At 64.8% G+C, this 24,342-nt stretch carries 20 protein-coding genes and 1 tRNA gene; 18 read left to right on the top strand and 3 right to left on the bottom strand.

Features of this window, described 5'->3' with window-relative positions; all coding sequences use genetic code 11:
• Positions 1–15: 15 nt before the first annotated feature.
• A complete protein-coding gene (locus IW252_RS02160) occupies positions 16–444 on the top strand; it encodes an HIT family protein (protein WP_196835070.1) in 429 nt (142 codons plus the stop codon).
• Here the strand turns inward: IW252_RS02160 and hrpA are convergent.
• Both hrpA and IW252_RS02150 read right to left on the bottom strand, forming a co-directional pair.
• On the bottom strand, positions 441–4,523 hold the full coding sequence (gene hrpA, locus IW252_RS02155) for an ATP-dependent RNA helicase HrpA (RefSeq protein ID WP_196835069.1): 4,083 nt from the start codon (positions 4,521–4,523) through the stop codon (positions 441–443). The genes IW252_RS02160 and hrpA overlap by 4 nt on opposite strands.
• 43 nt (positions 4,524–4,566) lie before the next feature.
• Positions 4,567–5,781: a D-alanyl-D-alanine carboxypeptidase family protein gene (locus IW252_RS02150; protein WP_231365870.1), complete on the bottom strand. Its 1,215-nt coding sequence runs from the start codon at positions 5,779–5,781 to the stop codon at positions 4,567–4,569.
• 487 nt (positions 5,782–6,268) lie between these two features.
• On the opposite strand from IW252_RS02150, the gene IW252_RS02145 reads away from it, so the two are divergent.
• The 3 genes from IW252_RS02145 (at position 6,269) to IW252_RS02135 (ending at position 9,130) form a co-directional block, all read left to right on the top strand.
• Complete coding sequence (locus tag IW252_RS02145; protein WP_196835067.1) at positions 6,269–7,276, top strand: ABC transporter substrate-binding protein; 1,008 nt, start codon at positions 6,269–6,271, stop codon at positions 7,274–7,276.
• A gap of 125 nt (positions 7,277–7,401) precedes the next feature.
• Complete coding sequence (locus IW252_RS02140; RefSeq protein WP_196835066.1) at positions 7,402–8,346, top strand: ABC transporter permease; 945 nt, start codon at positions 7,402–7,404, stop codon at positions 8,344–8,346.
• The gene (locus IW252_RS02135) at positions 8,339–9,130 is read left to right on the top strand and encodes an ABC transporter ATP-binding protein (protein WP_196835065.1); all 792 of its coding nucleotides are present in this window, start codon (positions 8,339–8,341) and stop codon (positions 9,128–9,130) included. The genes IW252_RS02140 and IW252_RS02135 overlap by 8 nt, the downstream gene beginning before the upstream one ends.
• A gap of 91 nt (positions 9,131–9,221) precedes the next feature.
• Here IW252_RS02135 and IW252_RS02130 read toward each other — a convergent pair.
• A tRNA-Arg gene (locus IW252_RS02130) sits at positions 9,222–9,294 on the bottom strand.
• 145 nt (positions 9,295–9,439) lie between these two features.
• Between IW252_RS02130 and argS the strand changes: the two genes are divergently transcribed.
• From argS to atpE, 14 genes are all read left to right on the top strand, one after another.
• A complete protein-coding gene (gene argS, locus IW252_RS02125) occupies positions 9,440–11,080 on the top strand; it encodes an arginine--tRNA ligase (RefSeq protein ID WP_196835064.1) in 1,641 nt (546 codons plus the stop codon).
• Positions 11,081–11,083: 3 nt separating this feature from the next.
• Positions 11,084–12,499: a diaminopimelate decarboxylase gene (gene lysA / locus IW252_RS02120; RefSeq protein WP_196835063.1), complete on the top strand. Its 1,416-nt coding sequence runs from the start codon at positions 11,084–11,086 to the stop codon at positions 12,497–12,499.
• Positions 12,500–12,507: 8 nt separating this feature from the next.
• Entirely contained in the window at positions 12,508–13,806 is a 1,299-nt protein-coding gene (locus tag IW252_RS02115; RefSeq protein WP_196835062.1) for a homoserine dehydrogenase, read from the top strand.
• Positions 13,807–14,907 carry a threonine synthase gene (gene thrC / locus IW252_RS02110; RefSeq protein ID WP_196835061.1) on the top strand — a complete coding sequence of 367 codons (1,101 nt, stop codon included), beginning with the start codon at positions 13,807–13,809 and terminating at the stop codon, positions 14,905–14,907.
• A gap of 24 nt (positions 14,908–14,931) precedes the next feature.
• Positions 14,932–15,897: a homoserine kinase gene (thrB, locus tag IW252_RS02105; RefSeq protein WP_196835060.1), complete on the top strand. Its 966-nt coding sequence runs from the start codon at positions 14,932–14,934 to the stop codon at positions 15,895–15,897.
• A gap of 256 nt (positions 15,898–16,153) precedes the next feature.
• On the top strand, positions 16,154–18,226 hold the full coding sequence (rho, locus tag IW252_RS02100) for a transcription termination factor Rho (protein WP_196835059.1): 2,073 nt from the start codon (positions 16,154–16,156) through the stop codon (positions 18,224–18,226).
• Between the two features lie 177 nt (positions 18,227–18,403).
• Complete coding sequence (prfA, locus tag IW252_RS02095; RefSeq protein ID WP_196835058.1) at positions 18,404–19,486, top strand: peptide chain release factor 1; 1,083 nt, start codon at positions 18,404–18,406, stop codon at positions 19,484–19,486.
• Between the two features lie 7 nt (positions 19,487–19,493).
• On the top strand, positions 19,494–20,372 hold the full coding sequence (prmC, locus tag IW252_RS02090; RefSeq protein WP_331271401.1) for a peptide chain release factor N(5)-glutamine methyltransferase: 879 nt from the start codon (positions 19,494–19,496) through the stop codon (positions 20,370–20,372).
• Positions 20,373–20,444: 72 nt separating this feature from the next.
• Positions 20,445–21,206 carry an L-threonylcarbamoyladenylate synthase gene (locus IW252_RS02085; protein ID WP_196835056.1) on the top strand — a complete coding sequence of 254 codons (762 nt, stop codon included), beginning with the start codon at positions 20,445–20,447 and terminating at the stop codon, positions 21,204–21,206.
• Positions 21,207–21,212: 6 nt separating this feature from the next.
• A complete protein-coding gene (locus IW252_RS02080; RefSeq protein ID WP_196835055.1) occupies positions 21,213–22,334 on the top strand; it encodes an MraY family glycosyltransferase in 1,122 nt (373 codons plus the stop codon).
• A 91-nt stretch (positions 22,335–22,425) separates the two neighbouring features.
• On the top strand, positions 22,426–22,908 hold the full coding sequence (locus tag IW252_RS02075) for a hypothetical protein (RefSeq protein WP_196835054.1): 483 nt from the start codon (positions 22,426–22,428) through the stop codon (positions 22,906–22,908).
• A complete protein-coding gene (locus tag IW252_RS02070) occupies positions 22,895–23,143 on the top strand; it encodes a hypothetical protein (RefSeq protein WP_196835053.1) in 249 nt (82 codons plus the stop codon). Before IW252_RS02075 ends, IW252_RS02070 begins: the two co-directional genes overlap by 14 nt.
• A gap of 78 nt (positions 23,144–23,221) precedes the next feature.
• Positions 23,222–24,031 carry a F0F1 ATP synthase subunit A gene (atpB, locus tag IW252_RS02065; protein WP_196835052.1) on the top strand — a complete coding sequence of 270 codons (810 nt, stop codon included), beginning with the start codon at positions 23,222–23,224 and terminating at the stop codon, positions 24,029–24,031.
• An 87-nt stretch (positions 24,032–24,118) separates the two neighbouring features.
• Positions 24,119–24,331 (top strand): ATP synthase F0 subunit C, encoded by a 213-nt coding sequence (atpE, locus tag IW252_RS02060; RefSeq protein ID WP_102159851.1) that lies wholly within the window; start codon positions 24,119–24,121, stop codon positions 24,329–24,331.
• Positions 24,332–24,342 lie beyond the last annotated feature (11 nt).

Below are 24,342 nucleotides of genomic sequence, written 5' to 3'. Positions count from 1 at the left end.
GCCTAGGATGCGGCTATGAGCACTTTGTTTAGCAAGATCATTGCGGGCGAGATTCCGGCCCGATTTGTGTGGCAGGACGACGACGTCGTGGCGTTTCTCGACGTGCGCCCGCAAACGGACGGCCACGTGCTCGTCGTTCCCCGGGCCCACGTGGACAAGTGGACGGAGGCCGACGCCGGGCTCTACGCCAAGATCACAGCGGTAGCCCAGAAGATCGGCGCGAGTCAGGTGCGCGTCTTCGGGTCCGAGCGCGCTGGTACCACCATCATGGGATTTGAGGTCCCGCACCTCCACGTGCATGTGTGGCCCGTGAATTCCATGGCTGACTACGACTTCGCGAATCCCCGTGGCGATGCCGACGCCGCAGCGCTCGACGTAGCTGCGGAGCGGCTTCGCAGCGGCTTGCGCGAGGACGGCCACGGAACGGCCGTTCCTGCGGACTAGCTCGCTGTCGCTTGGCGCAAAGCCGTGCGGATGCGCTTGGCGGACACTGAGTGCGCCGTGCCGAGCTCTTGCGCAAACAGGCTGACGCGCAGTTCCTCGATCATCCATTTGACGGCCGCCAGCGCCGGGGGAGTTCGGGCGCCGGCTGGCACCCGATCCAAGGCGGCGTCGTACTCATCCTCGAGGGCTTGCACGGCGAGCATGTGCTGGTTGTCGCGCGTGACGGCGCCGCCTTCCAATTTGTCGAGGCGTAGCTCGATGGCTTTGAGGTAGCGGGGCAAGTGCGCCAACTGGGTATACCCGGTGGCCGCGATGAAGCCCGGGTACACCAGTTGTTCGAGCTGGGCCCGGACGTCTGCCAAGGCATGCATGAGGGCCAGCGAGGACGACTTCTTGATGCGTTTTTCGATGCGCCGGGCGGAGTCTAGGACGTCCGCGACGATCGCGGTGACGGAAAAGACCGTGTCGATCAGCTCGGCCCGCACGTGCTCGTAGAGCGCATCGAACGCGGCTTGCGTGAACGGCAATTCCTCGGGCACGAGCCTGTCAATCGCCGCATCAGCACAGTCAGCGATGAGCGAATCCACCGAACCGTGCGGATTCTGCGTGAAGACCAGCTTCTCCCGGTTGTTGAGGTGATCGGTGACGTAGCGGTTGGGCGACGGAACGCGCAGTTGCAGGAGGCGGATCACGCCGCCACGGTGGGCCGCGAGCTGTTCGGCCTCGTTGCGGAAGACCGTGAGCGACGCGCTGGAGCCAGCATCGATCAGCGCCGGAAAGCCAGTCACGGTCTGTCCGGCCACCGTGGTACTGACCTTCCGTTCAATGGTGCCTGCGGATCCTAGCGCGTCGGTCCAGGTGGTCAGGCCGGTGGCCTCCCAGCGAGTAGTTGACGGGGCGGGCGACGACGTCGCGCGTTGGCCGTGCGCCGCTGCAGTCGTCGTGGAGGCGGCGGGGGCAGGCCGAGCGGCTCGAGGCGTGGTGCCGCCGGTCTTTCCGTTCCCGGTGTGCTCCCCAGCAAAGGCCGCCAATCGTTCGCCTCCGGCACCGAGCGAGGCGGCGAGGGCCGAACGGTTGGCGTCGGCGAGGCGCTCCTGCAGCCCGGCCAGATCCTTGTTCTCGCCCACAATCTTGGCTTGACTATCCACCACTTGGAAGGTCGGCAGCAGGTAGGCGGGCACCGCCGACCAGTCCCACGAACCCGGCGGGATGACGAATCCGCGCAGCCGGCGCAGCGCCAACTCGAGTGATTCCTCCATGCGGTCTGTTGCGGCGTCGAAGTCCGTGGTCAGGGCGGCGACCGCCTGCGCGGCAACGTCCGGCGCCGGCACAAAGTTCTTGCGGACCTGCTTCGGCAGCGACTTGATGAGCGCGGTGACGAGCTCGGTGCGCAGGCCGGGGACTTGCCAGCGGAATCTCTCCGGATCCAGCTGGTTAAGGAACAGGACCGGCACGCGGACGGTCACGCCGTCGCGGGGGAGCGCCTGGCCCGGGCCCGCTCCGTGACCGCCCGTCCCCCTGGTGGTGGTGGCTGCGGTGGGATTGAAATCGTAGGTGAGGTCCAGTTCGAGGTCGCCGTGGCGCCACTTGGTGGGGTAGGCGGACTCGTCGACGTCGTCGGCATTCACGGCGAGGACCGCGTCCGGGTCGAAGTCGAGCAGTGATGGATCTTTCGCGCGAGCCTGCTTCCACCAGCGGTCGAAGTGCCGCTCGCTCGTCACGTCCTCGCCGACGCGGGCAGCGTAGAACTCAAACAAGTCCTCGTCGGAAATGCGCAGGTCGCGGCGGCGCATCCTGCTCTCGAGTTCCTCGACTTCAGCGAGTAGCTTGCGGTTTCGATGGAAGAATGTGTGGCGCGTGCGCCAGTCCCCCTCAACGAGGGCGTGGCGAATGAAGAGCTCACGCGCGGCGCGTTTGTCGACGCGTCGGTACTGAATGCGGCGCTGCGCCACGAGGGGTACGCCAAAGAGCGTGACCTTTTCATACCCCATGACGGAGCCCTGCTTGCGGGACCAGTGTGGTTCCGAGTAGCTGCGTTTCACGAGGTCGGGGGCGACTTCCTCGACCCATTCCGGCTTGAAGACGGCGGCTGTCCGCGCCCAGAGTCGGGAGGTTTCGACGAGCTCGGCGGCCATGACCCACTCGTGCCGCTTCTTGAAGAGCGCCGAACCGGGGAAGATGGCGAATCGCGTGCCCCGGGCGCCCGCGTACTCGCGCTGACGTTCGTCCCACAGGCCAATGTGTCCGAGCAGGCCCGCGAGCAGGCTCTGGTGCACGGGCTCTTCAGTCCCGACAGGGTCGACGGGGCCAGAGGTGAGCGTCAGGCCGAGTGGCTTGGCGAGCTGGCGCAATTGGGCAAAGAGGTCCTGCCACTCGCGGACCCGCAGGTAGTTGATGAATTCCCGCTTACACATCCTCCGGAAGGCTGAGGAGGACAGTTCCTTCTGTTGTTCCTGTAGGTACTGCCACAGCAACAGGAATGAGGAAAAATCGGAGCGTTCATCCTTGAAGCGTGCATGCGATTCTGCCGCTTGGGTGCGCAGGCCGGTTTCCTCGCTGGGGCGTTCGCGCGGATCCTGAATGGTCAGCGCTGCGGCGAGAACCATGACTTCTTTGGCCACCCCGCGGCGTCCCGCTTCGACGATCATGCGCCCGAGTCGCACGTCGAGAGGCAATTGGGCTAGCTGCCGTCCAATCTTCGTGATCTTGACGTCGCCTCGACTCGTCACGGCCCCGAGCTCGCGCAGGAGGGTTACGCCGTCGTTCACGGCCTTAGCGTCAGGTGCCTCCACAAACGGAAAAGCGGCCACGTCGGCGGGGGAGGACACGATGCCCATGGACGTCATCTGCAGGATGACGGCGGCGAGGTTGGTGCGCAAGATTTCGGGATCGGTGAATTCGGGGCGGGAGGTGAAGTCCTCCTCGGAATACAGCCGGATGGCGATGCCGTCGGAGACGCGGCCACAGCGGCCCGAGCGCTGGTTGGCGCTGGCCTGGGAGATGCGCTCGATCGGGAGGCGCTGGACCTTGGTGCGATGCGAATAGCGAGATATCCGGGCCGTGCCGGCATCAATCACGTATTTGATGCCGGGGACGGTGAGCGAGGTTTCTGCGACGTTGGTCGCCAACACGATGCGTCGGTTCGCGCCGGGGGAGAAGACCCGGTGCTGCTCAGCCATGGAGAGGCGCCCAAACAGCGGCAGCACGTCGGTTCCGCGCAGGCGGTTGGACGCGGCGACCTTGGCGCGCAGCGCATCGGCCGCATCGCGGATCTCGCGCTCGCCCGAGAGGAAGACGAGGATGTCGCCCGGGTCCTCGGCCGTCAGTTCATCGACCGCATCGGACATGGCATCGAGTGGATCGCGATCGTCTTCGGCCGTGTGGGATTCGAGCCCATCCTGTTCCTGGGGGGCCGCCGCGTTCAGTGGGCGGTAGCGAATTTCCACGGGAAAGGTGCGTCCCGACACTTCAATGATGGGTGCCGGAACGACGCCGTCCTCGGCTGCCGCGTTGTCCGATGGCGTTCCGAAGTGACGGGCGAATCGTTCCGGATCGATGGTGGCCGAGGTGATGATGAGTTTGAGATCAGGGCGCTGGGGGAGTAATTGCTTGAGGTATCCGAGCAGGAAATCGATGTTGAGGCTGCGCTCGTGGGCTTCATCGATGATGATCGCGTCGTAGCGGCGGAGGAGGCGGTCGTGTTGGATCTCGGCGAGCAGAATGCCGTCCGTCATGACCTTGATGCGGGTCGCCCGGGAGACTTCGCCCGTAAAGCGGACTTGGTAACCGATCTCCTCGCCGATCTTCACGCCCGTCTCTTCGGCCAGGCGCTCCGCAACGGAGCGCGCCGCAATGCGCCGTGGCTGCGTGTGGCCGATTTGTCCGCGGCGGCGCGCGCTCTTCTGGCCAGCGCGCTCGGCTTCCAAAACCTCGTGCACCATCTTGGGCAGCTGCGTCGTCTTACCGGAGCCCGTCTCGCCGGCGATCACCACCACTTGGTTCTCACGGATGGCTTCGGTGATGTCCTCGCGGCGTGCGCTGACGGGCAGAGATTCGGGATAAGTCAGGGTGAGAGCCATGGTCCGACCAGTCTATCGGCGCACATGAGCCGCCGCGCGACTCCTACGCTGAAGCGTGATGGCGTAGGTACGTATCGAGGCGCTGAAGGAAGGCGGCTATTTCGCCGCGCGTCGTCGTTTTCCAGGGCCGGAAGGCCCCGTCAGCGTAGCCGCCCGTAATTCGGGTGGAGGCCAGCCAAGTAATGGCTTCGTAGTGCGCACCGCCGGGCCGAACATCCGTGAAGGGCGAGGAGCGAGGAGGCTCGGGTGCGGAAACGCCGTGGACATTCTCCGCGTAATTCATGAGGAACGCGGCCAGCTGGCCACGGGTGATGGGGTCGCCGGTGCCGAAGGAGCCGTCCGTGTATCCGTTCGCGATGCGCCAACGCTTGGACCACCCGAGTTCCTCCGCGTAGGAATGGTCGATCCCGATACCCACGTACGGCGGCTGAGTAGGGGGCGCCCCGGTTTGCGCGGCGGGGTAGCGGCTGGCGTAGCGGTACAGGAAGGTTGCCATCTCCAGACGGCTTACGGGATCATCCGGTCCAAACAGCCCATTCGAGTAGCCGCCGGTGATGTGCTGGGAGTAGAGCCAGTCGATGGAACGCTTGAACGTGTGCCCGACGGTATCGGGGCGGGGCGTAGCCTCCCACGTGGTCAGCGCCGAGACATACTGTTCATAGGTCGGATAGCGGGACGACGTCAGATGCTGGGCCAGCGGTTTGCCGAGGTACCGCAGGTGCCACGGTTCGTACCGGTATCCAGTGATGTGCTCCAGCCCCTGCGGGTAGCGAATGACGAACCCAAACTCGTGCGCGTGAGCAGCCACCCAGCGTCCGGCGGGGGACGAGCCGAAGGAGCCGCTGAGCGATCCGACGTCGACGGCTAAGCCCAGTTGATGTTCGCTGGTGCCGGGCAGGGCAGAAATGCTGTCCGCATACGCTTGGCCGTACTGGGATACGTAGGCGTTATAGAGCTGTTGCTGCCGATCGTAGGAGCGATAACCGCTGACGACGCGTAGCGAGTGACCGTTGCGGCTGGCTGCTCCGACCAAGTCTCGCAGCGCCGACGCGGCAGGCGCCGTGAGATACACGCCGTAGACGCTCGTCAGGTGGGATGGAACGTAGCGTGAGGGGGAGATCGGTCGCGAACGGTTGGTCAATAAGGCCGTGTGTCCCGTCGTTCGGGTCTGCTCCACTGTTACCGGGGGTGCGGTTTCAAACAGCGGATCGGCGGCGCGTGCCGGAAAGACTCCTGCGATGAAGAGCCAGACCGCCAAACAACAGGCCAGACTCGTGCGCACCCACCGCCGTGCCGTCGTGTGCCGTGAGGTTGGTGAGCTGCTTCGCCGCGGCGACCGGACCTGATCCACCAAAATGTGCCCTCCAAAACGTTGTCGGGCCTGTCAGCCCACCACAATCTAGCGCCACTCCGGCTGCTTGAACAGAGTTCCGAGGCAGAGCCCGCCGAGCGGCGTCAAATAGTCGGTTCGTCCAGTGACCCGCATGCAAGTTGGCCCCTGCTGGAGATGATCAGTGGAACTTGGCGGCCTCTGAGATCCAATCTGTCGTCACATCGTGCGATGGAGCAGAAAAAGGTCCAAGACCGGGCCGATACGTGATTCAAAGTGATGTTCAGCACAGGTAGGATGCTGGAGTACCAAGCATGAATCCCCACCGCCGAGAGACGGTGGCGTTGTTCGTGAACGAGTCGACGACGACTCGGCTTCAGTCGGGGGCGAGGCGCCCCGCGTGGAAAGGACCACCATGAAACTCGCAAAAGCATTCCAGCTGACCGCTGGCCTGGCGGCGTCGGCTCTCGTCCTGAGCGCGTGCGGCGGCTCCGAAGAGCCGGCCGATGGCTCGGGAGGCGCGGCCGGTGAAGAGATCAAGATCGGCATCAACCAGTTCGTCACACACCCGTCGCTTGACGCCGTCGCCGAGGGCTTCAAGGCCGGCATGGAGGCCGCCGGCTACGAGGACGTCGAGTACGACGAGCAGAACCCCCAGGCCGATCAGGCGACGAACACCGCCATTGCGGGTCAGTTTGCCGCGGATGGCGATCTGGACCTAGCTCTCGCTATCGCCACTCCTTCGGCTCAGGCCTCCGCTCAGGCTCTCTCTGACGTACCGGTGCTGTTCTCCGCCGTCACCGATCCCGTCGAAGCCAAGCTCGTCGATTCCCTTGAGGCGCCCGGTGCCAACGTGACGGGCACGAGCGACAAGAACCCGGTCATGGAGCAGCTTGAGCTGATCCAGCAATTCGCGCCGGACGCCGAGTCGGTCGGCATCGTGTATTCCTCCGGTGAGGTAAATTCCGAGGTTCAGGTCAAGTGGGCCAAGGAAGCGGCAGAGGAACTGGGCCTCACCATCGAAGAGACGGCCATTTCAGCCGCTTCCGAGGTGCAGCAGGCCGCGGCCAGCCTCGACGTGGACGCGTTCTACGTGCCGACCGATAACCAGGTGGTCTCTGCGCTGGAAGGCCTGCTTCAGGTTGCTGGCGATAAGGAGGTCCCCGTGATCTCCGCCGACGGCGAGTCCGTCAAGCGCGGCGCGTTGGCTACCTATGGCATCAACTACGAGAAGCTCGGCGAGCAGACCGCGCAGATGGCCGTGCGGATTCTCGAGGGCGAGGATCCGGCCACGATGCCGGTCGAGGAACTGTCAGAGGTTGAGCTTTACGTCAACACCGCTGCGGCAGAGAACTTGGGCCTCGAGGTGCCCCAGGAACTGCTGGACGAGGCGGCCGAGGTCTACGAAGCCACCGAAGAGTAAGCCCCGACGCGGCCGAATCGCGCCGCCTCTGAGCGCGGCCGGGCCGTCTTCAACGCCCCGGCCGCGCACTATGCCACCGACTGCACCTGACGCTGCAGCACGTAAGACAACACAAGGATCCACCCATGATCACAGCGGTTGAGCTGGGACTGATCTACGCGATCATGGCCCTCGGCGTCTACCTGACGTTCCGCATTCTCGACTTCCCCGACCTGACGGTCGACGGCTCCTTCACCACGGGCGCCGGCACCGCAGCCATCCTGATCGTCAACGGGACCAACCCCGTCCTCGCCACGATCTGCGCCTTTTTCGCGGGAGCAGCGGCCGGTGTCATCACCGGCCTCCTGCACACGAAGGGCAATATCGACGGCCTGCTCGCCGGTATTTTGACCATGATCGGCCTCTATTCCATCAATCTGCGCATCATGGGCAAGGCCAACGTGCCCCTGCTGGGCGAGGACACCGTCCTCTCTCCGCTGCGGGACAACGGTCTGCTCGGTAGCTGGGTCTCGATCGGCGTTTTGTTCGTCGGCTGCCTCGTGGCCGTCGCCTTCATCGTCTGGTTCCTGCACACCGACGTAGGCATGGCCATGCGCGCCACCGGCGATAACCCGGAAATGATCCGGTCCTTCGGTGTGAGCACGGACAACCAGAAAATCCTTGGTCTGGCCCTGTCCAATGGCCTCGTGGCTCTTTCCGGTGCCGTGATCGCGCAGTTTCAGGGGTACGCCGACATCGGTATGGGCATCGGCCTGATCCTGATCGGCCTTGCATCCGTCATCGTCGGTCAGGCGATCTTCTCGCAGCGCTGGATCTGGCTCGCTGCGCTCGCCGTCGTCTTTGGTGCCGTCATCTACCGCGTGGTGATTCAGTTCGCCCTCGGCGCCGGCCTTGAGGTGAATGACATGAAGCTCATCTCGGCTGTTCTCGTGGTGCTGGCACTGATCCTGCCGCAGCTCAAGTTCTTCAAGAAGCTTGGATCGCGAATTCAGATCACCTCCCGGTTCGGCGGGAGCTCGGCCATCGACGAGACGTCCGAATCGCAGCAGGAGGCGAAGCAGAATGCTTGAGATTAAAGACCTCAACAAGACGTTCTTTCCCGGTACCGTCAACGAACGCAAGGCGCTGCGCGGGATCAACCTGACGCTTCACGAGGGCGACTTCGTGACTGTGATTGGTTCCAATGGTGCTGGCAAGTCGACCGTGCTGAACATGGTGGCGGGAAAACTGTTTCCGGATACTGGCAGCGTTAGTATCGACGGCCAAGAGGTCACGAAGCTGGCCGACTTCAAACGCGCCAAGTACTTGGGCCGGGTCTTCCAAGATCCGATGGCCGGTACGGCCCCGACCATGACGATCGAAGAGAATCTCTCCCTCGCACTCGGGCGCGGGACCTTCCGCGGCCTGGCCACTGGTGTGACGACCACCAAGCGCGAGCGCTTTATGGAGGAGCTCAAGAGCCTCGAGTTGGGCCTCGAGAAGCGCTTGAAGACGAAGGTGGGCCTGCTCTCGGGCGGGCAGCGACAGGCCTTGAGCCTGCTGATGGCCACGCTCACCGGGCCCAAGATTCTCTTGCTGGATGAGCACACAGCGGCTCTTGACCCGCAGCGTGCCGCGCTCGTGACGCGCCTAACCCGCGAGATCGTGGAGCGCCACCAGCTCACCACGCTCATGGTGACGCACAACATGGAGCAGGCGCTGCAGGTCGGCAACCGGCTGATCATGATGCACGACGGCCAGATCATTCTGGACTTGAACGCTGAGGAAAAGGCCCAGATGACCGTGAAGGGGTTGCTCGGCGAGTTCGAAAAGATCAAGGGCGCCCAGCTCGACGATAAGACGATGCTTCAATAGTCGAGAAGTGCCCACAAGAAAGCCGCGGGGCGGAACCAAGAAAGGTTCCGCCCCGCGGCTCGTGTGCTTCAGCTACCGCTGAATCGGTGGGTGCCCTCGAAAGGATTCGAACCTTCGACCTTCCGTTCCGGAGACGGACGCTCTATCCCCTGAGCTACGAGGGCGTGCCATCAGCTGTTCGCATCAGGACCTAGAAGAGCTTAGCAGTAACTCGGCGCTCACGTGGAACCGAGGTGGCCCGGCGCGCCGCGGGACGGCTGGGCCCGCCGCAATGCGGCACCGGGCGGGCCGGGCCGTTATCCTTGACGGGTGAGACCAGAACAGCTTTCCGACGCCATTTCCCATGCCCTTTCCGACGCCGTTGCTGCGGGCGAATTCTCGGTCGACCTGCCGGACACGGTGAAGGTTGAGCGCCCGAAGAGCCGCGATCACGGCGACTGGGCCACGAACGTCGCGCTGCAGCTGGCCAAGCGAGCCGGCATGAATCCGCGCGAGTTCGCTACGCTCCTCAAGGGCCGTCTGGAGTCGGCCGAGGGCATCGCGAGCGTCGACATCGCAGGTCCCGGCTTCTTGAACATCACGCTCGACGCCGCGTCGGCCGGCGAGCTCGCCCGCACCATCGTGGAGGCCGGCGACTCCTACGGCAGAAATGACTCGATGTCCGGGCGCGTGGTGAACCTCGAGTTCGTTTCCGCGAATCCCACGGGACCGCTCCACATCGGTCACACCCGCTGGGCCGCGCTCGGCGATTCGATCGGCCGCGTGCTGCGCGCCTCGGGCGCCAGCATCACCCGTGAGTACTACATCAACGACGCGGGCAACCAGATGAACGTCTTTGCCCAGTCGGTCTACAACCGCATGCACGACCTTCCGGTGCCCGAGGGCGGATACCCCGGGGAGTACGTGCGCGAACTCGCCGACGCCGTCCTCGCCGAGCGCCCGGACATCCGCGACCTCGACGCCGAGGCGGCTCTGCCGGTGATCCGCGAGCTGGCCTACCAGGCCCAGCTGGCCGACATTAAGCAGACCCTCAGCGACTTCGGCGTCGAATTCGACGTGTACTTCTCGGAGCAGACCCTGCATGCCTCCGGCGCCGTGGGCCAGGCGGTGGATCGGTTGCGTGAGCAAGGGCACGTGTTCGACGACGGCGGCGCCGTCTGGCTGCGCACCACGGATTTCGGCGATGACAAGGATCGCGTGATGATCCGCGCCAACGGTGAGCCGACGTACTTTGCCGCCGACGCCGCCTACTACCTGTCCAAAAAGGACCGCGGCTTCACAGAGAAGATCTACCTGCTCGGCGCCGACCACCACGGCTATGTTGGCCGCTTGAAGGCCATCGCGTCCTGCGCGGGTGACGACGCCGAAGCGAACATCGAGATCCTCATTGGTCAGCTCATCTCAGTCAACGGCGCCAAGCTGTCCAAGCGGGCCGGCAATATCATCGAGCTGCGTGACCTGATCAACTGGCTCGGTGCCGATGCGCTGCGCTACTCCTTGGGCCGCTACCCGGCCGATTCACCCATTGCTATCGACCCGGAGCTGCTGCAGTCCAAGACGAACGACAACCCGGTCTTCTATGTCCAGTACGCGCACGCCCGCTCCTGCGCGGCCGCGCGTAACGCCGGCGAGAAGGGCGTAGACCGTACAGCATTCGACGCCGCGCTGCTGACCCACGAGACGGAGAACGAGTTGCTGGCCCTGCTGGCCCAGTACCCGAATCAGGTGGCCTCGGCCGCCGAGTTCCGCGAGCCGCACCGCATTGCCCGCTACCTCGAGTCGCTGGCCGGCGCCTACCACCGCTGGTACGGCGCCTGCCGTGTGGCCCCGCAGGGTAATGAGAGCGTGACCGACCTGAACCGCACCCGTTTGTGGTTGAACGACGCCACCACCCAGGTGCTGGCCAACGGCCTGCACCTGCTCGGTGTCACCGCACCGGAGAGGATGTAACGCATGCCCGCATCGCCTCTCGCCCCGGCATGGTTGAGCTTCCCCGCAGACACCAGTGCGCTGGAGGAGAAGATTTGGTCTGCCCACACGCGTCGGTCGAGCTCGGGTGAGCTCACCGTCGCGGGCGTCGGCGTCACCGACCTCGTCCGCGAATTCGGCACACCCCTCTTCGTCATCGACGAGGAAGACCTCCGCGCTCGGGCCGTTGCTTTTCGTGACGCTTTTAATGCGGCCTTTGCGGACCTCTGTGGGGGAGTCGACGTCTACTACGCGTCCAAGGCCTTCCTGACGGTCGACGTCGCCCGCTGGGTCACGGAGGAAGGACTGCGTCTGGACACCTGCTCGGGCGGCGAGCTCGCTGTCGCGCGCCGCGCTGGGGTCTCCGCATCAGAGTTGGGTCTGCACGGAAACAACAAGTCGATCGCTGAGATTGAGATGGCTCTCGAGTTGGGTCTGGGCCGCATCGTCGTCGACAGCTTGGACGAGTTGGAGCGCATCGGCCGCGTGGCCGAGGCCACGGGCCAGCGGGCCAACATCATGCTCCGACTGACCCCGGGGGTCCACGCCTCGACGCATGAGTTCATTGCGACGGCCCACGAGGATCAAAAGTTTGGCCTGTCCATGGTGGACGACGGCGATGGCTCGCCCGCCGAGCGCGCCGTGGCCGCGGCGCTGTCCCACCCACGCCTGAATCTCGTGGGGCTGCACGCCCACATCGGATCGCAAATCTTCGAAGCGGACGGCTTTGCCGTCGCCGCCCAAAAAATGCTGCGGTTTATGGCCGCCATCGCTGATGAGCACGGCGTCGAACTTCCTGAATTGGATCTGGGCGGTGGCCATGGCATTGCCTACACCGAGGCGGATACCCCACGGCCCGCGAGCGAACTCGCCGAGGCGTTGGCCGCCGTCGTCCGCTCGACCATCGCGGAACTACCCATTCGGTGCCCTCGGATCTCCATCGAGCCGGGCCGGGCGATCTCCGGGCCCGCGGGCATGACCGTCTACGAGGCAGGCGTCACGAAGACGGTTGCGGTGGAACACGACGGGGGGACCCTGCCACGGCGCTACGTCTCCGTTGACGGTGGCATGAGCGATAACGCGCGCCCCGTGCTCTATGGAGCGGACTACACCGCCACGCTGGCGAGTCGTGTGACGGAAACTGACGCAATTATTTCTCGTGTAGTTGGCAAGCATTGCGAGTCCGGTGACATAGTCGTGCGGGACGTCTACCTGCCGGAGGATGTCGCTGCCGGCGACCTGATCGCCGTGCCCGCCACGGGCGCCTACTGCTGGGCCCTGTCGAGCAACTACAACTACCTAGCCCGCCCTGCTGTCGTGGCGGTGCGTGAGGGGCAGACGCGATTGATGATCCGGCGGGAGACCGAAGACGACTTGTTGGCCCGCGACATGGGAGCTTAGAGACACTGATGACACTGAAGGTTGCGCTGCTCGGCTGTGGAAACGTTGGATCGCAGGTGGCACGCATCCTGCTCGACGAGCAGGCTGAGCTCGCCGCACGCATCGGAGCCACGCTCGAGCTGACGGGCATCGCCGTTCGCAATGTGGATGCGCCGCGCGAGGGGGACTTGCCGCGCGAGCTGTTCACCACGGACGCCGAAGGACTCATCGATGGCGCGGACGTCGTCATTGAGCTCATGGGAGGCCTCGAGCCGGCAGGCACCCTCATCAAGCGGTCCCTGAACCGCGGCGCCTCGGTGGTGACCGGCAATAAGGCGCTGCTCGCCGCCCAGCTGCCGGACTTGACGGCCGCGGCGCACACCGGCGGCGCCCAGCTGCTGTATGAGGCGGCCGTCGCTGGCGCCATCCCGATCCTGCGCCCCATCCGCGAGTCCCTCGCCGGAGACCACATCACTAAGGTCCTCGGCATCGTCAACGGCACCACCAACTTCATCCTCGACGCCATGGATACCCACGGGTCGCAGTTTGAGGATGTTCTCGCCGAGGCGCAGCGGCTCGGCTACGCCGAAGCCGACCCGACGGCAGACGTGGCCGGGCACGACGCCGCCGCGAAGGCTGCGCTCTTGGCCTCATTGGCCTTCCACACCACGTTCGATTTGGAGAACGTGTATTGCGAGGGCATCACGGAGATTTCCGCGGACGACGTCGCCGCCGCAGCGGACGCTGGCATGGTCGTTAAGCTCTTGGCCATCGCAGAGAAGACCACGGATTCTTCGGGTGCCGAAGGCATCAACGTCCGCGTGCATCCGACGTTGCTCTCGCGTCAGCACCCGCTCGCCGCCGTCCGCGGCGCTTTTAATGCCGTCTTCGTTGAGGCAGAGAACGCCGGAGAGCTGATGTTCTACGGCCAGGGAGCCGGTGGCGCTCCGACCGCGTCGGCGGTCATGGGCGACGTCGTCTCTATTGCCCGGGACGTGGCAGCTGGAGGTGGCGCGGCGAAGGAAGCTCAGCCGCGGCCCACCCGCGCGCTGGACATCGCCGAGTCCACGACGCGCTACAGCATCAGTCTCGAAGTCGCCGACCAGACCGGCGTGTTGGCGGAGATCGCGGGCATTTTCTCCCGCCATGGCGTCTCGATTGAAACGATGCGGCAGACCGTAGGCTCCGAGGCCCACGACGGCGCGGCGCGTCTGCGCATCATCACCCACGCTGGCCGTGAGTCGGCACTGACGGCCACCGTCACAGAAATCGAACAGCTCCCCGTCGTCAAGACGGTCTCTTCCGTTGTGCGAGTCGAAGGAAAATAAATGGCACATCAGTGGCGCGGTGTCATCCGCGAATACGCCGACCGTCTGCCGGTCACCAAAGACACCCGGGTTATTACGCTGGGGGAGGGCGGCACTCCGCTGGTTCACGCTCCCAAGCTCTCCGAGCACACCGGCAACGAGGTGTACCTCAAGGTGGAGGGCATGAACCCCACCGGCTCCTTTAAGGACCGCGGCATGACGATGGCCATGACCGCCGCCGTTGAGGCCGGCGCGAAGGCCGTGGTTTGCGCGTCAACCGGCAATACCTCGGCCTCCGCTGCCGCCTACGCCGCGCAGGCCGGACTGACCTGCGCCGTGCTGGTGCCGGACGGAAAGATCGCCATGGGCAAGCTCTCGCAGGCGATTGCTCACGGCGCCGAGCTGCTCCAGGTCGATGGCAACTTTGATAACTGCCTCGACATCGCGCGTAAACTGAGCGAGTCCTACCCGGTGTTCCTCGTGAACTCCGTGAACCCGGCTCGCATCGAAGGCCAGAAAACCGGATCGTTCGAGGTCGTGGACTTTTTGGGCGACGCTCCGGACTACCACCTGCTTCCGGTAGGCAATGCGGGAAATATCACCGCGTACTGGAAGGGTTACAAGGAGTACGCCGCCGAGTACACCACGACTACCGGCGACGTGCTGCCGGCGGTCGCGACGAAGACCCCGACCATGTGGGGCTTTCAAGCGGAGGGCGCTTCGCCGATCGTCAAGGGCTACCCGATCACGGAGCCGGAAACGGTCGCCACGGCGATCCGGATCGGCAATCCCGCCTCGTGGGAGCTCGCTGAGCAGGCGCGTGACGAGTCTGGGGGACTCATCGATGCCGTCACGGACGAGGAAATCCTCGCCGCGCACCGTTGGCTATCCTCCAAGGAAGGCGTCTTCGTCGAACCGGCCTCCGCCGCCGGTGTGGCCGGACTGCTGAAGCACCACGAGGCCGGCACGGCTCCGACCGGCAAGACGATCGTCATCACGGTCACTGGCCACGGTCTGAAGGACCCGCAGTGGGCGTTGAAGAATCTGGACGGCACGGACGCCGAGCCCACCAAGGTCGCCTTCGACGTCGTCGCGGTGGCCGAAGCGCTCGGGTTGAACTAAACCGTGGAGGGCACAGCTCCCGTCATGAAGCACGCAGCGATCGCGCCCGGCCGGGGCGTCACGGTCACCGTCCCGGCCACCAGCGCCAATCTCGGGCCCGGCTTCGACTGTATGGGCCTGGCGCTCGGACTAACGGACACGCTCACCGTCCGCACCGTGGAGCGCGACGGCGTCACCGTCCGGGTCACCGGCGAAGGCGCCGAGGGATTGCCCTCCGATGAGTCCCACCTCGTCGCCGCCACCATCCTGCAGCGCTGGCGCGACCTGGGCGTGGATCCGGCTGGCCTCGAACTCGATGCCACGAACCGCATCCCGCATGGGCGCGGCCTCGGCTCGTCGGCCGCGGCGATCGTGTCTGCGCTGGCCGCAGCGGACGCCCTGCTACCGGCCGAGGTGGCCGAGCGAGCTGGGGGGCGCGACGGCGTCTTCGCGGCGGCCGCCGCGCTGGAGGGACACCCGGACAACGTGGCGCCAGCGGTTTACGGGGGCCTCACCCTTTCCTACGAGGAAGCCGCTCGTGCGGGCGCCGAGCATGGCGCCATGCACACGGTGCCGTTGGACCTGCACGACGACGTCGTGCCCGTGGTCGCGATTCCTGACGTCGAGTTGTCCACGAAGGCCGCGCGCGGTCTGTTGCCAGCCTCCGTGCCGCACGCGGATGCGTGCGCCAACGCGGCCCGGGCTGGCCTCCTCGTCACGGCGCTGACACACGAGCCGGACCTACTGCACGTAGGCACCGAGGACTATTTGCACCAGCAGTACCGCTTTGCGGCCATGGGCGGTTCAGCGAAACTCATCCGCGCACTGCGTGCGGACGGGCACGCCGCCGTCGTCTCCGGAGCAGGACCGACCGTCCTGATTCTGGCGCGCGGCGCCGACCGGGCAGGGCACGTGGCCCAGTGGATTGAGTCCGAATCGGCGCGTTTAGGTCTGTGGCGCGTTGAAATTCCGGGCGTTTGCACTACGGGTGTTATGGTGGAGGCGCACTAGAGACCGGAAGTCATCGGTATCGCTGCGGATCGGGTCGTTCTTTGAGCCCCGCAGCCCTAGTGCGGCTCTCACTGCGTCATCGACTACCACTGTCCGTGGTTCGTGCATCACTGATGACCGGAACATCGTGAGTATTAGCGCCTCCGTGGCGTGTTCTCGACAACAGTCGGCTGCCGTATCTGACGCGGTGCCGACGAGACGACATCTCGCGGGCTTGCCTCTGAACAGCCCGCCCGACGAGGGAGAAGGAACCTTCGTGACTGAAACCACTAGCCCAGAATCGGGCGTGGACACCAAATCATCTGCACCACAAAACGCCGGACTGGCCGGCCTCAAGCTGGCTCAATTGCAGGCCCTCGCCTCGCAGCTGGGCATTACCGGCGGATCCCGGATGCGCAAGAGCGCCCTCGTGGACGCCATTTCCGAGCACCAGCGCGGCGGTTCGGTCGCCAAGAAGTCCGCGCCTCAGGCGGCGAAGGCCGCAGCCAGCGACGCCTCGGCACCGCAGGCTGACGCGAAGGCCGACTCGGGAGAAGCCGCGTCGGAAGAGCCCCAGAAGAAGCGCACGCGTTCCCGCGCCGCTGCCAAGACCGAAAAGCCGGCCGAGTCCGGTACCCAGGGTGAGCAGCAGAGCCCGAAGCAGGCCGCTCCTGCGGAAGACTCCGCCGCGGCGGAGGACGCTGCGCCGCGCTCACGCGGACGCCGTGGCTCCCGCAAGGCCTCCCAGCCAGCCGGAGAGCCGCAGCCGCAGGGCAAGGAAGAGGCTGCTGACGCCTCAGCTGCGGCCGGCGAGTCGACGGCGGAGAAGTCCGCCGATCGGTCGGCCGACCAGCAGGAGGCCTCCGAGCAGGAGAAGAACGACGGCGATCGTCCCGAACGCTCCGGGCGCAACCGTCGTGGACGTAACCGCCGCGGTGGTTCAGGCGACGACCAGCGGGGCAACGGCGACGCGAGCGACGACAAGCGCGACGGTGACAAGCGCGAGGGCGACAAGCGCGAGCAGCGCGAGGACAACCGCGAACAGCGCGACGATAACGACGGCCGGGGTGGGCGGAACCGCCGCGACCGGAATAACCGCAATCGGCGGGACCGCGACCGGAACAACCGGAACGATCGTCGTCGCGGGCGCAACCGCAATCAGCCGGATGTGGACGAGACCGAGCTCAGTGAGGACGACGTCTTGCTCCCGGTGGCGGGCATCCTCGACGTGCTCGAGAACTACGCCTTCCTGCGGACCTCCGGCTACCTCCCCGGCCCCAATGACGTCTACCTTTCGCTGAACCAGGTGAAGAAGTACAACCTGCGCAAGGGCGACGCGGTGGCAGGCGCCATCCGTGCCCCGCGCGACGGCGAAAACTCCTCCGGGGGAGGCCGCCAGAAGTACAACGCCTTGGTCAAGCTGACCACGATCAACGGTAAGACGCCGGAAGAAAACAAGGGCCGGGTCGAGTTCAACAAGCTGGTTCCGCTTTACCCGCAGGAGCGCCTGCGGCTGGAAACCGAGCCGAAGAAGGTTGGCCCGCGTGTCATCGATCTGGTGGCTCCCATCGGCAAGGGCCAGCGCGGCCTGATCGTGTCACCGCCCAAGGCTGGCAAGACGATGATCCTGCAGTCGATCGCGAACTCGATCACGCTCAACAACCCTGAAGTCCATCTCATGATGGTCCTCGTGGACGAGCGCCCCGAGGAAGTCACCGATATGCAGCGGTCCGTCAAGGGCGAGGTCATTGCCTCCACCTTCGACCGCCCTGCGGATGATCACACGACGGTCGCGGAGCTGGCGATTGAGCGCGCCAAGCGCCTCGTGGAGATGGGGATGGACGTCGTCGTACTCCTCGACTCCATGACGCGCCTCGGCCGCGCGTACAACCTGTCCGCACCCGCGTCCGGCCGCATCCTCTCCGGCGGTGTCGACTCGTCCGCGCTGTACCCGCCGAAGCGGTTCTTTGGCGCGGCCCGCAACATTGAAAACGGCGGCTCGTTGACGATCTTGGCCACGGCTCTGGTGGAGACGGGTTCCAAGATGGACGAGGTCATCTTCGAGGAGTTCAAGGGGACTGGCAATATGGAGCTGCGCCTCTCCCGCCAGCTCGCGGACAAGAGGATCTTCCCGGCGGTCGATGTCAACGCGTCCGGTACTCGCCGCGAGGAAAACCTCCTCTCCGCAGACGAGGTGCGTATCATGTGGCGCCTGCGTCGTTTGCTCTCCGGCTTTGAGACTCAGCAGGCCTTGGAGGTGCTTACGACGAAGATCAAGGAGACGCAATCCAACGCCGAATTCTTGATGACTGTCTCCAAAACGACGCTGGGCTCTAAGAACGACAACTAGCTTCGTCAACGCCCGGGGTGGCCCGTGCGCACCATGCGCACCGGCCACCCCGGGCGTTCTGCCATTAACACCGCCCACTCGTCCTTCCGGCGAGCGGGGCGCACTAAACTGTCGACGACGCCGCTGTTCTGCCATGAGCGGCACCGCCAGCTGAGCACAACTGGAAAGAAGTAAGAGATGTTCGAATCCGTTCAGGGCCTTCTCGACGAGTATGACGAGCTCCAGAAGGAGCTTTCCGATCCTGCCGTGTACGCGGACCAGGCCCGCGCCCGGAAACTGGGTCGCCGCAGCGCGCAGCTGGGCGGCATCGTCGAGGCCCACAAGCGCTGGACGCGCCTGCGCGATGATCTGGAAACCGCCCAGATGATGGCCGACGAGGATCCAGAGTTTGCCGAGGAGGCTCAAGAGCTCGAGGCCGCGTTGCCTGAGGCCGAAGAGCGTCTCCGACGCCTGCTGATTCCGCGGGACGAGAACGACGGACGCGACGTCATTTTGGAGGTCAAGGGCGGCGAAGGTGGCGATGAGGCGGCCCTGTTCGCTGGAGACCTGTTGCGGATGTACACCCGCTACGCCGAGTCGAAGGGGTGGAAGACCGAGCTGATCTCCTACACCGAGTCCGATCTCGGAGGCTACAAGGACGCCCAGATGGCCATCAAGGGTTCCTCCAGCGACCCGGCGGAGGGCGTGTACGCGCACCTGAAATTTGAAGGTGGCGTCCACCGCGTCCAGCGCGTTCCGGTGACGGAGTCTCAGGGGCGCATCCACACCTCGGCCGCCGGAGTATTGGTGCTGCCGGAGGTCGACGAACCGGAAGAAATCGAGATTCACCAGAACGATTTGAAGATCGATGTCTACCGGTCCTCAGGACCCGGTGGTCAGTCCGTCAACACCACCGACTCCGCGGTGCGCATCACCCACCTACCGACGGGCATCGTGGTGGCCATGCAGAACGAAAAATCGCAGATTCAAAACCGTGAAGCGGCCATGCGCGTACTTCGCTCGCGCCTGCTGGCCCATCAGCAGGCCGAAATCGACGCGGAGAATTCCGCGGCTCGCGCCTCGCAGATCCGGACCATGGATCGCTCCGAGCGCATCCGCACCTATAACTTCCCGGAAAACCGCATCGCGGATCATCGCACGGGATACAAGGCGTACAACTTGGATGCCGTGCTCGGCGGTGATATCGACCCAGTCATTGCCTCCTGCATCGAGATGGACGAGGCCGAGCGCCTCGCGGAGCTGGGCGAAAGCAACGGGTAGTCACCACGTGAATACCCCATTTTCTGGTGGCACCGGTGCGGACCTCGACGAGGCCCTCCGCTGGGCCACGGCTCGACTGGCTGCCGCCGGCGTCCCGAGCCCCCGTGCCGATGCGGAGCTGCTGGCGGCGCACGTCTTGGAGGTGAGCCGTGGCCGCGTGGGGGCGCTCGCGTTGCTGGGGACCGAGGTCCCGGACCACTTCGAGGAGCTCGTGCTCCAGCGGGCCGACCGCATCCCTCTTCAACATCTGACCGGTCGGGCGTACTTCCGGAATCTGGAGCTACACGTCGGTCCGGGAGTCTTCGTTCCTCGCCCCGAGACGGAGACGCTCGCCCAGCTGGCCATCGATGCCGCTCGTCAGGCGCTTGAGCACAGCGGCCGCGCCATCGTCGTCGACTTGGGAACCGGATCGGGCGCTGTGGCCGCTTCGGTGGCCGCAGAGGTCCCTGAGGCGCGGGTGTACGCGGTGGAAGTGAGCGAGCTCGCCGCCGCCTGGGCCGAGCGTAATCTCTCGCCCTGGGGCGTGGAGCTGCGGGTGGGGGACCTGCGGACGGCGTATGCCGATCTCGAGGCGGAATTCGACGTCGTCGTCTCCAACCCTCCGTACATACCGCCCGATGCGGTGCCTCAGGAACCCGAGGTCCGCACGCATGACCCTCAGCTTGCACTCTATGGCGGGGGAGCGGATGGTATGGATCTTCCGCGAGCGGTGGAGCAGAGCGCGGGGCGGCTGCTGCGGCCCGGGGGTGTCGTGGCCATGGAGCATGCTGAAGTTCAGGAGCGCTTGGCGTTAGGCCTCTTTGCGGATCGTCGTCGGTGGGTGAGGGCGCAATCGCATCTGGACCTGACCGGGCGTCCACGCTGCACTTCCGCTGTCAAAGTGTGATCCGTGACGGCAGCGGGATGCTCCGTCACTCAGCCGGTTCCTTGAGCCGGAATAGTCGATCTACATGGAAGAATGACCTTCGTGACATCTCGTTTTGATTGCCAGGACCCGCAGGATCGCGAGGCAGGGATGGAGGCCGCCGAGGCGGCCATTTCCGCCAAGCAGTGCATCGTCCTACCGACCGACACCGTGTACGGGATCGGCGCAGACGCGTTCTCGCCGCAGGCCGTCGCGACCCTGTTGGCGGCCAAGGGGCGTGGCCGCACCATGCCGCCGCCCGTGTTGATCCCGCGGCCAGAGACGCTCGATGGCCTAGCCGTCGATGTCCCCGAAAGTGCCCGCGCCGCTGCGCAGCGATTCTGGCCGGGCGCGCTGACGCTCATCCTGCACGCACAGCCCTCGCTCACGTGGGACTTGGGAGAAACCAAGGGCACGGTGGCCCTGAGAATGCCCGACGACGGCGCCGCCTTGGAACTGCTGCGGCGGACGGGTCCGCTGGCCGTTTCCTCGGCCAATCGGACGGGACACCCAGCGGCAACGCATGCAGATGCGGCCGAAGACATGCTGGGCGAATCGGTGGCCGTCTATTTGTCCGACGGCGACCGGGGGACGGATGCGTTGCCCTCGACGATCATCGACTTCACAGCCGAGCCGCCCGCGGTGGTTCGCCAAGGCGCGATTTCCTTGGCGGCACTGCGCGAGGTGATTCCCGACCTCCTGGGCGAAGGTGAGGATGCGGCCGAGACGGTGGCTGAATCTGACGGTGAGGCAGGGGACAGCGGCGCGGAGATCGCCGAGTCAACAGGAAAGACCTCCGGCGACGAGAGGTCCTGACGCTCGATGCGACTCTATCTGCTGCTGATTGGGCTGACGTTTGCGATCTCCTTTCTGCTGACGCCGCTCGTCCGCCGCATCGGAGCGCGCGTGGGACCGTCCGAGGTCCGCGAACGTGATGTCCACAAGTCGCCGATCCCCAAACTCGGCGGCGTTGCCATGATCGTGGCGATTCTCCTCGGCCTCGCCGTGGCGTCTCGCATGGATTTCCTGCAAGGCTCCTTCCGCGATCCCGGTCCGGTTCTTGGCGTCCTCGCCGCGGCCATCTTGGCCCTCGTGATCGGTGTGATCGACGATCTGCGGGACCTGTCTTGGTACTACAAGCTGGGCGGCCAGATCCTCATCGGGGCCGTGGCCGTCTCCGGCGGAATCCGGCTCGAAGCGATGCCGGTGGGCTGGATCGGGATCCCTTCTGGGCCAGCGCAGTGGTTACTCACGGTCTTTCTCATCGTGCTCACCATGAACGCCATTAATTTCGTCGACGGACTCGACGGGTTAGCTGCCGGCGTCGGTGCCATTGGGGCGACAGCGTTCTTTGTCTACTGCTATTGGCTGGCTCGCACGATCAATCAGTACGACAATTCAAACTTTGCCGCGTTGCTGATGGCGCTGCTGCTCGGTGCGTGCCTCGGATTCCTGCCGCACAACTTCAACCCTGCCAAAATCTTCATGGGCGAGTCCGGCGTGATGGTGATCGGGCTGCTCATGGCCGTCGCGGCCATCATGGTCACTGGCGACGTGGGTGCACAGGAGGGCTATCGGTTCCGGAACATTCCGGCCTATATGCCCATCCTGCTCCCCGTGGCAGTCATCTTGCTGCCGCTCCTAGATCTGGCGCTGGCCGTCATCCGTCGCACGGCGAACGGCCGCTCCCCGTTTTCCGCTGACCGGGGCCACTTACACCATAAGTTGGTTGACGGCGGCTACACGCAGCGCCAGGCGGTCCTCGTCTTGTATCTCTGGTCTGCCATCGTCGCCTTCGGTTCAGTCGCTTTCATTTTCAAAGAGTTCGATTGGCATATCATTGTCGGCGTCAACGCCTTGCTGACGGTAGGAGCAGCCATCCTGACCATGTGGCCGTGGTTGCGCCGCAGCGTCAGTGCGCGCCGTCAGAGACGTGGCATGTAGCACGAACGTCTCTACGTCGTGTAGAATTTCTCTCGGTGCCCATACGGGCACATGACTCATTCCGCCAGCACCACGTACCGACGGGACATTGATGAGCCAGACTCGAGCCGACGCAGCGATGCGTCCCTCGGCTGCCGGGGAAACGACGCAGCCGTGGCTGCGCCTTCTGCGCGCCAGTGCACTGGTCATCACCATCGCTACCGTTGCGGCGATTCTCCCGGCGGGCCTCATCTCGGGTCTCAACGCCGTGTACTCCGTCCTCGCAGCTGCTGCGCTCGTCGTCGTGTTCTTTGGCATCACCCTCCTGATCGGCCACTTCGTTGGCCTGCGCCACCCCCGCGCCGCCCTCGGGGCTTTTATGGCCGGATACCTGGTCAAGGTGGTGGGTTTTGGCGCGGTCGTTTTCCTCATGGGCACGCCCGATTGGCTTGTCCGTGAGTGGTTCTTGGGAGCGGCGGTGGGGGCCGTCATCGTGTGGCAAGCCACCGAAATGGTGGTCTTCTCACGCTTCCGTTTCCAGCTGTACGACGACGGGGCTAGCGCGGGGGAGCGAGGTGCGCATGGAACGGTTTGAGTCGGTCTACCGTGAGCCGACAAATGGCTCGTGGACCCGCGAATTCATCAACTACATCGTGGGCGGGGCGATCGCCTTCGGTTTGGTAGGCTGGGGTCTGGATTTCCTGTTGCAGACCCGCTGGATATGGATTGCCGGGGTCGCCATCGGCGCTCTGGCGGGCGGACTCCTCGCCAACGCCCATCGCACCGCCTATCGACGGCGGAACGAAGACGAAACCGGCAACAGGAACTAACAACTTCAAAGTTAAGGAATCCCGCGTCCAGCGGAAGACCTACATGCCCAAAGACGGACACTGCAGAGAGGAAACGCGTTGATCCCGCTTGCGCTTCCGGCGGCTACCAATGAATCCGGAGGATTCGTTGCCCCGACGATCGATGACTTGCACCTACCGGAAATTCTTCCGTGGGGCGCCCACTACGGGGAGGGCTTTGGCAAGCAGATGCTGCTGGTGCTGCTCTCGGTGGCACTAATTTCCTGGTTCTTGGTGGCCGCATCGCGCCGTCGTCAGATGGTGCCGGGGAAGTTCCAGTTCTTGGGCGAGTCCGGCTACAACTTCGTGCGCAACAACGTGGCGAAGGACCTGATCGGTGAGAAGGACTTCAAGCCCTTCGTTCCCGTTCTCGTCTCGCTGTTCTTCTTCATTCTTGTCAATAATCTCTTTGGCTCGATCCCGTTCATCCAGCTGCCGACCACCTCGCACGTTGGAACCGCCTACGCGCTGGCCGGCATGGTGTACATCACGTGGATTGTCCTCGGCATCAAGCGTCACGGCATCGGTTACTTCAAGGTGGCCGTGGTCCCGTCCGGTGTCCCCAAGGCGTTCCTGGTGCCCGTGATCCTGATCGAGATCGTCTCCACCTTCTTGGTCCGCCCGCTGACGCATTCCTTGCGACTCTTCGCCACCATGCTCGCGGGGCACATGATTATTGCTTTGGCGGCCTCCGGGTCGGCCTTTCTGCTCACTGAAACCTCCGGCGCCATGCCGGTACTCGGTGTCCTGACCATGGCCGGTGGCGTCGGCATGTACCTGTTTGAGATTTTCATCCAGGTGCTGCAGGCCTACGTCTTCGTGCTGCTGACCGCGGTCTACATCCAGGGCTCGATTTCAGAGGCCCACTAAATAGCTGTCCCTCTTCGCGGGGGTCGACAACAACGGAACCAACCTGCCAATCCGGATGCACCGGGGCGGCATCGTGAAAGGAAAACAATGGAAATCTCCGGCAACCTCAATGCCATCGGTTACGGCCTCTCCGCTATCGGCGGCGGCATCGGCGTGGGCCTCGTCTTCGCTGCATTCATCAACGGCGTTGCCCGCCAGCCGGAGGCCCAGCGCGTTCTCCAGCCGCTGGCCTTTATGGGTCTGGCCTTCACCGAAGCACTGGCCATCCTCGGCCTCGTGTTCGCCTTCGTCTGGAACTGATCTCGGGCCAC

It is taken from the genome of Zhihengliuella flava (genome assembly GCF_015751895.1).
Lineage (GTDB): Bacteria > Actinomycetota > Actinomycetes > Actinomycetales > Micrococcaceae > Zhihengliuella > Zhihengliuella flava.
The sequence above is the reverse complement of the archived record's forward strand: the minus strand, read 5'-3'. Positions and strand labels throughout refer to the sequence as shown.

Excerpts from the sequence above, each read along its gene's own strand:
- IW252_RS02140 (WP_196835066.1), top strand. The coding sequence starts at position 7,402 with ATGATCACAGCGGTTGAGCTGGGACTGATCTACGCGATCATGGCCCTC.
- thrC (WP_196835061.1), top strand. The coding sequence starts at position 13,807 with ATGGCACATCAGTGGCGCGGTGTCATCCGCGAATACGCCGACCGTCTG.
- thrB (WP_196835060.1), top strand. The coding sequence starts at position 14,932 with ATGAAGCACGCAGCGATCGCGCCCGGCCGGGGCGTCACGGTCACCGTC.
- IW252_RS02070 (WP_196835053.1), top strand. The coding sequence starts at position 22,895 with ATGGAACGGTTTGAGTCGGTCTACCGTGAGCCGACAAATGGCTCGTGG.
- lysA (WP_196835063.1), top strand. The coding sequence starts at position 11,084 with ATGCCCGCATCGCCTCTCGCCCCGGCATGGTTGAGCTTCCCCGCAGAC.
- IW252_RS02160 (WP_196835070.1), top strand. The coding sequence starts at position 16 with ATGAGCACTTTGTTTAGCAAGATCATTGCGGGCGAGATTCCGGCCCGA.
- IW252_RS02115 (WP_196835062.1), top strand. The coding sequence starts at position 12,508 with ATGACACTGAAGGTTGCGCTGCTCGGCTGTGGAAACGTTGGATCGCAG.
- prfA (WP_196835058.1), top strand. The coding sequence starts at position 18,404 with ATGTTCGAATCCGTTCAGGGCCTTCTCGACGAGTATGACGAGCTCCAG.
- IW252_RS02145 (WP_196835067.1), top strand. The coding sequence starts at position 6,269 with ATGAAACTCGCAAAAGCATTCCAGCTGACCGCTGGCCTGGCGGCGTCG.
- IW252_RS02075 (WP_196835054.1), top strand. The coding sequence starts at position 22,426 with ATGAGCCAGACTCGAGCCGACGCAGCGATGCGTCCCTCGGCTGCCGGG.
- hrpA (WP_196835069.1), bottom strand. The coding sequence starts at position 4,523 with ATGGCTCTCACCCTGACTTATCCCGAATCTCTGCCCGTCAGCGCACGC.
- IW252_RS02135 (WP_196835065.1), top strand. The coding sequence starts at position 8,339 with ATGCTTGAGATTAAAGACCTCAACAAGACGTTCTTTCCCGGTACCGTC.
- IW252_RS02085 (WP_196835056.1), top strand. The coding sequence starts at position 20,445 with ATGACCTTCGTGACATCTCGTTTTGATTGCCAGGACCCGCAGGATCGC.
- IW252_RS02080 (WP_196835055.1), top strand. The coding sequence starts at position 21,213 with ATGCGACTCTATCTGCTGCTGATTGGGCTGACGTTTGCGATCTCCTTT.
- atpE (WP_102159851.1), top strand. The coding sequence starts at position 24,119 with ATGGAAATCTCCGGCAACCTCAATGCCATCGGTTACGGCCTCTCCGCT.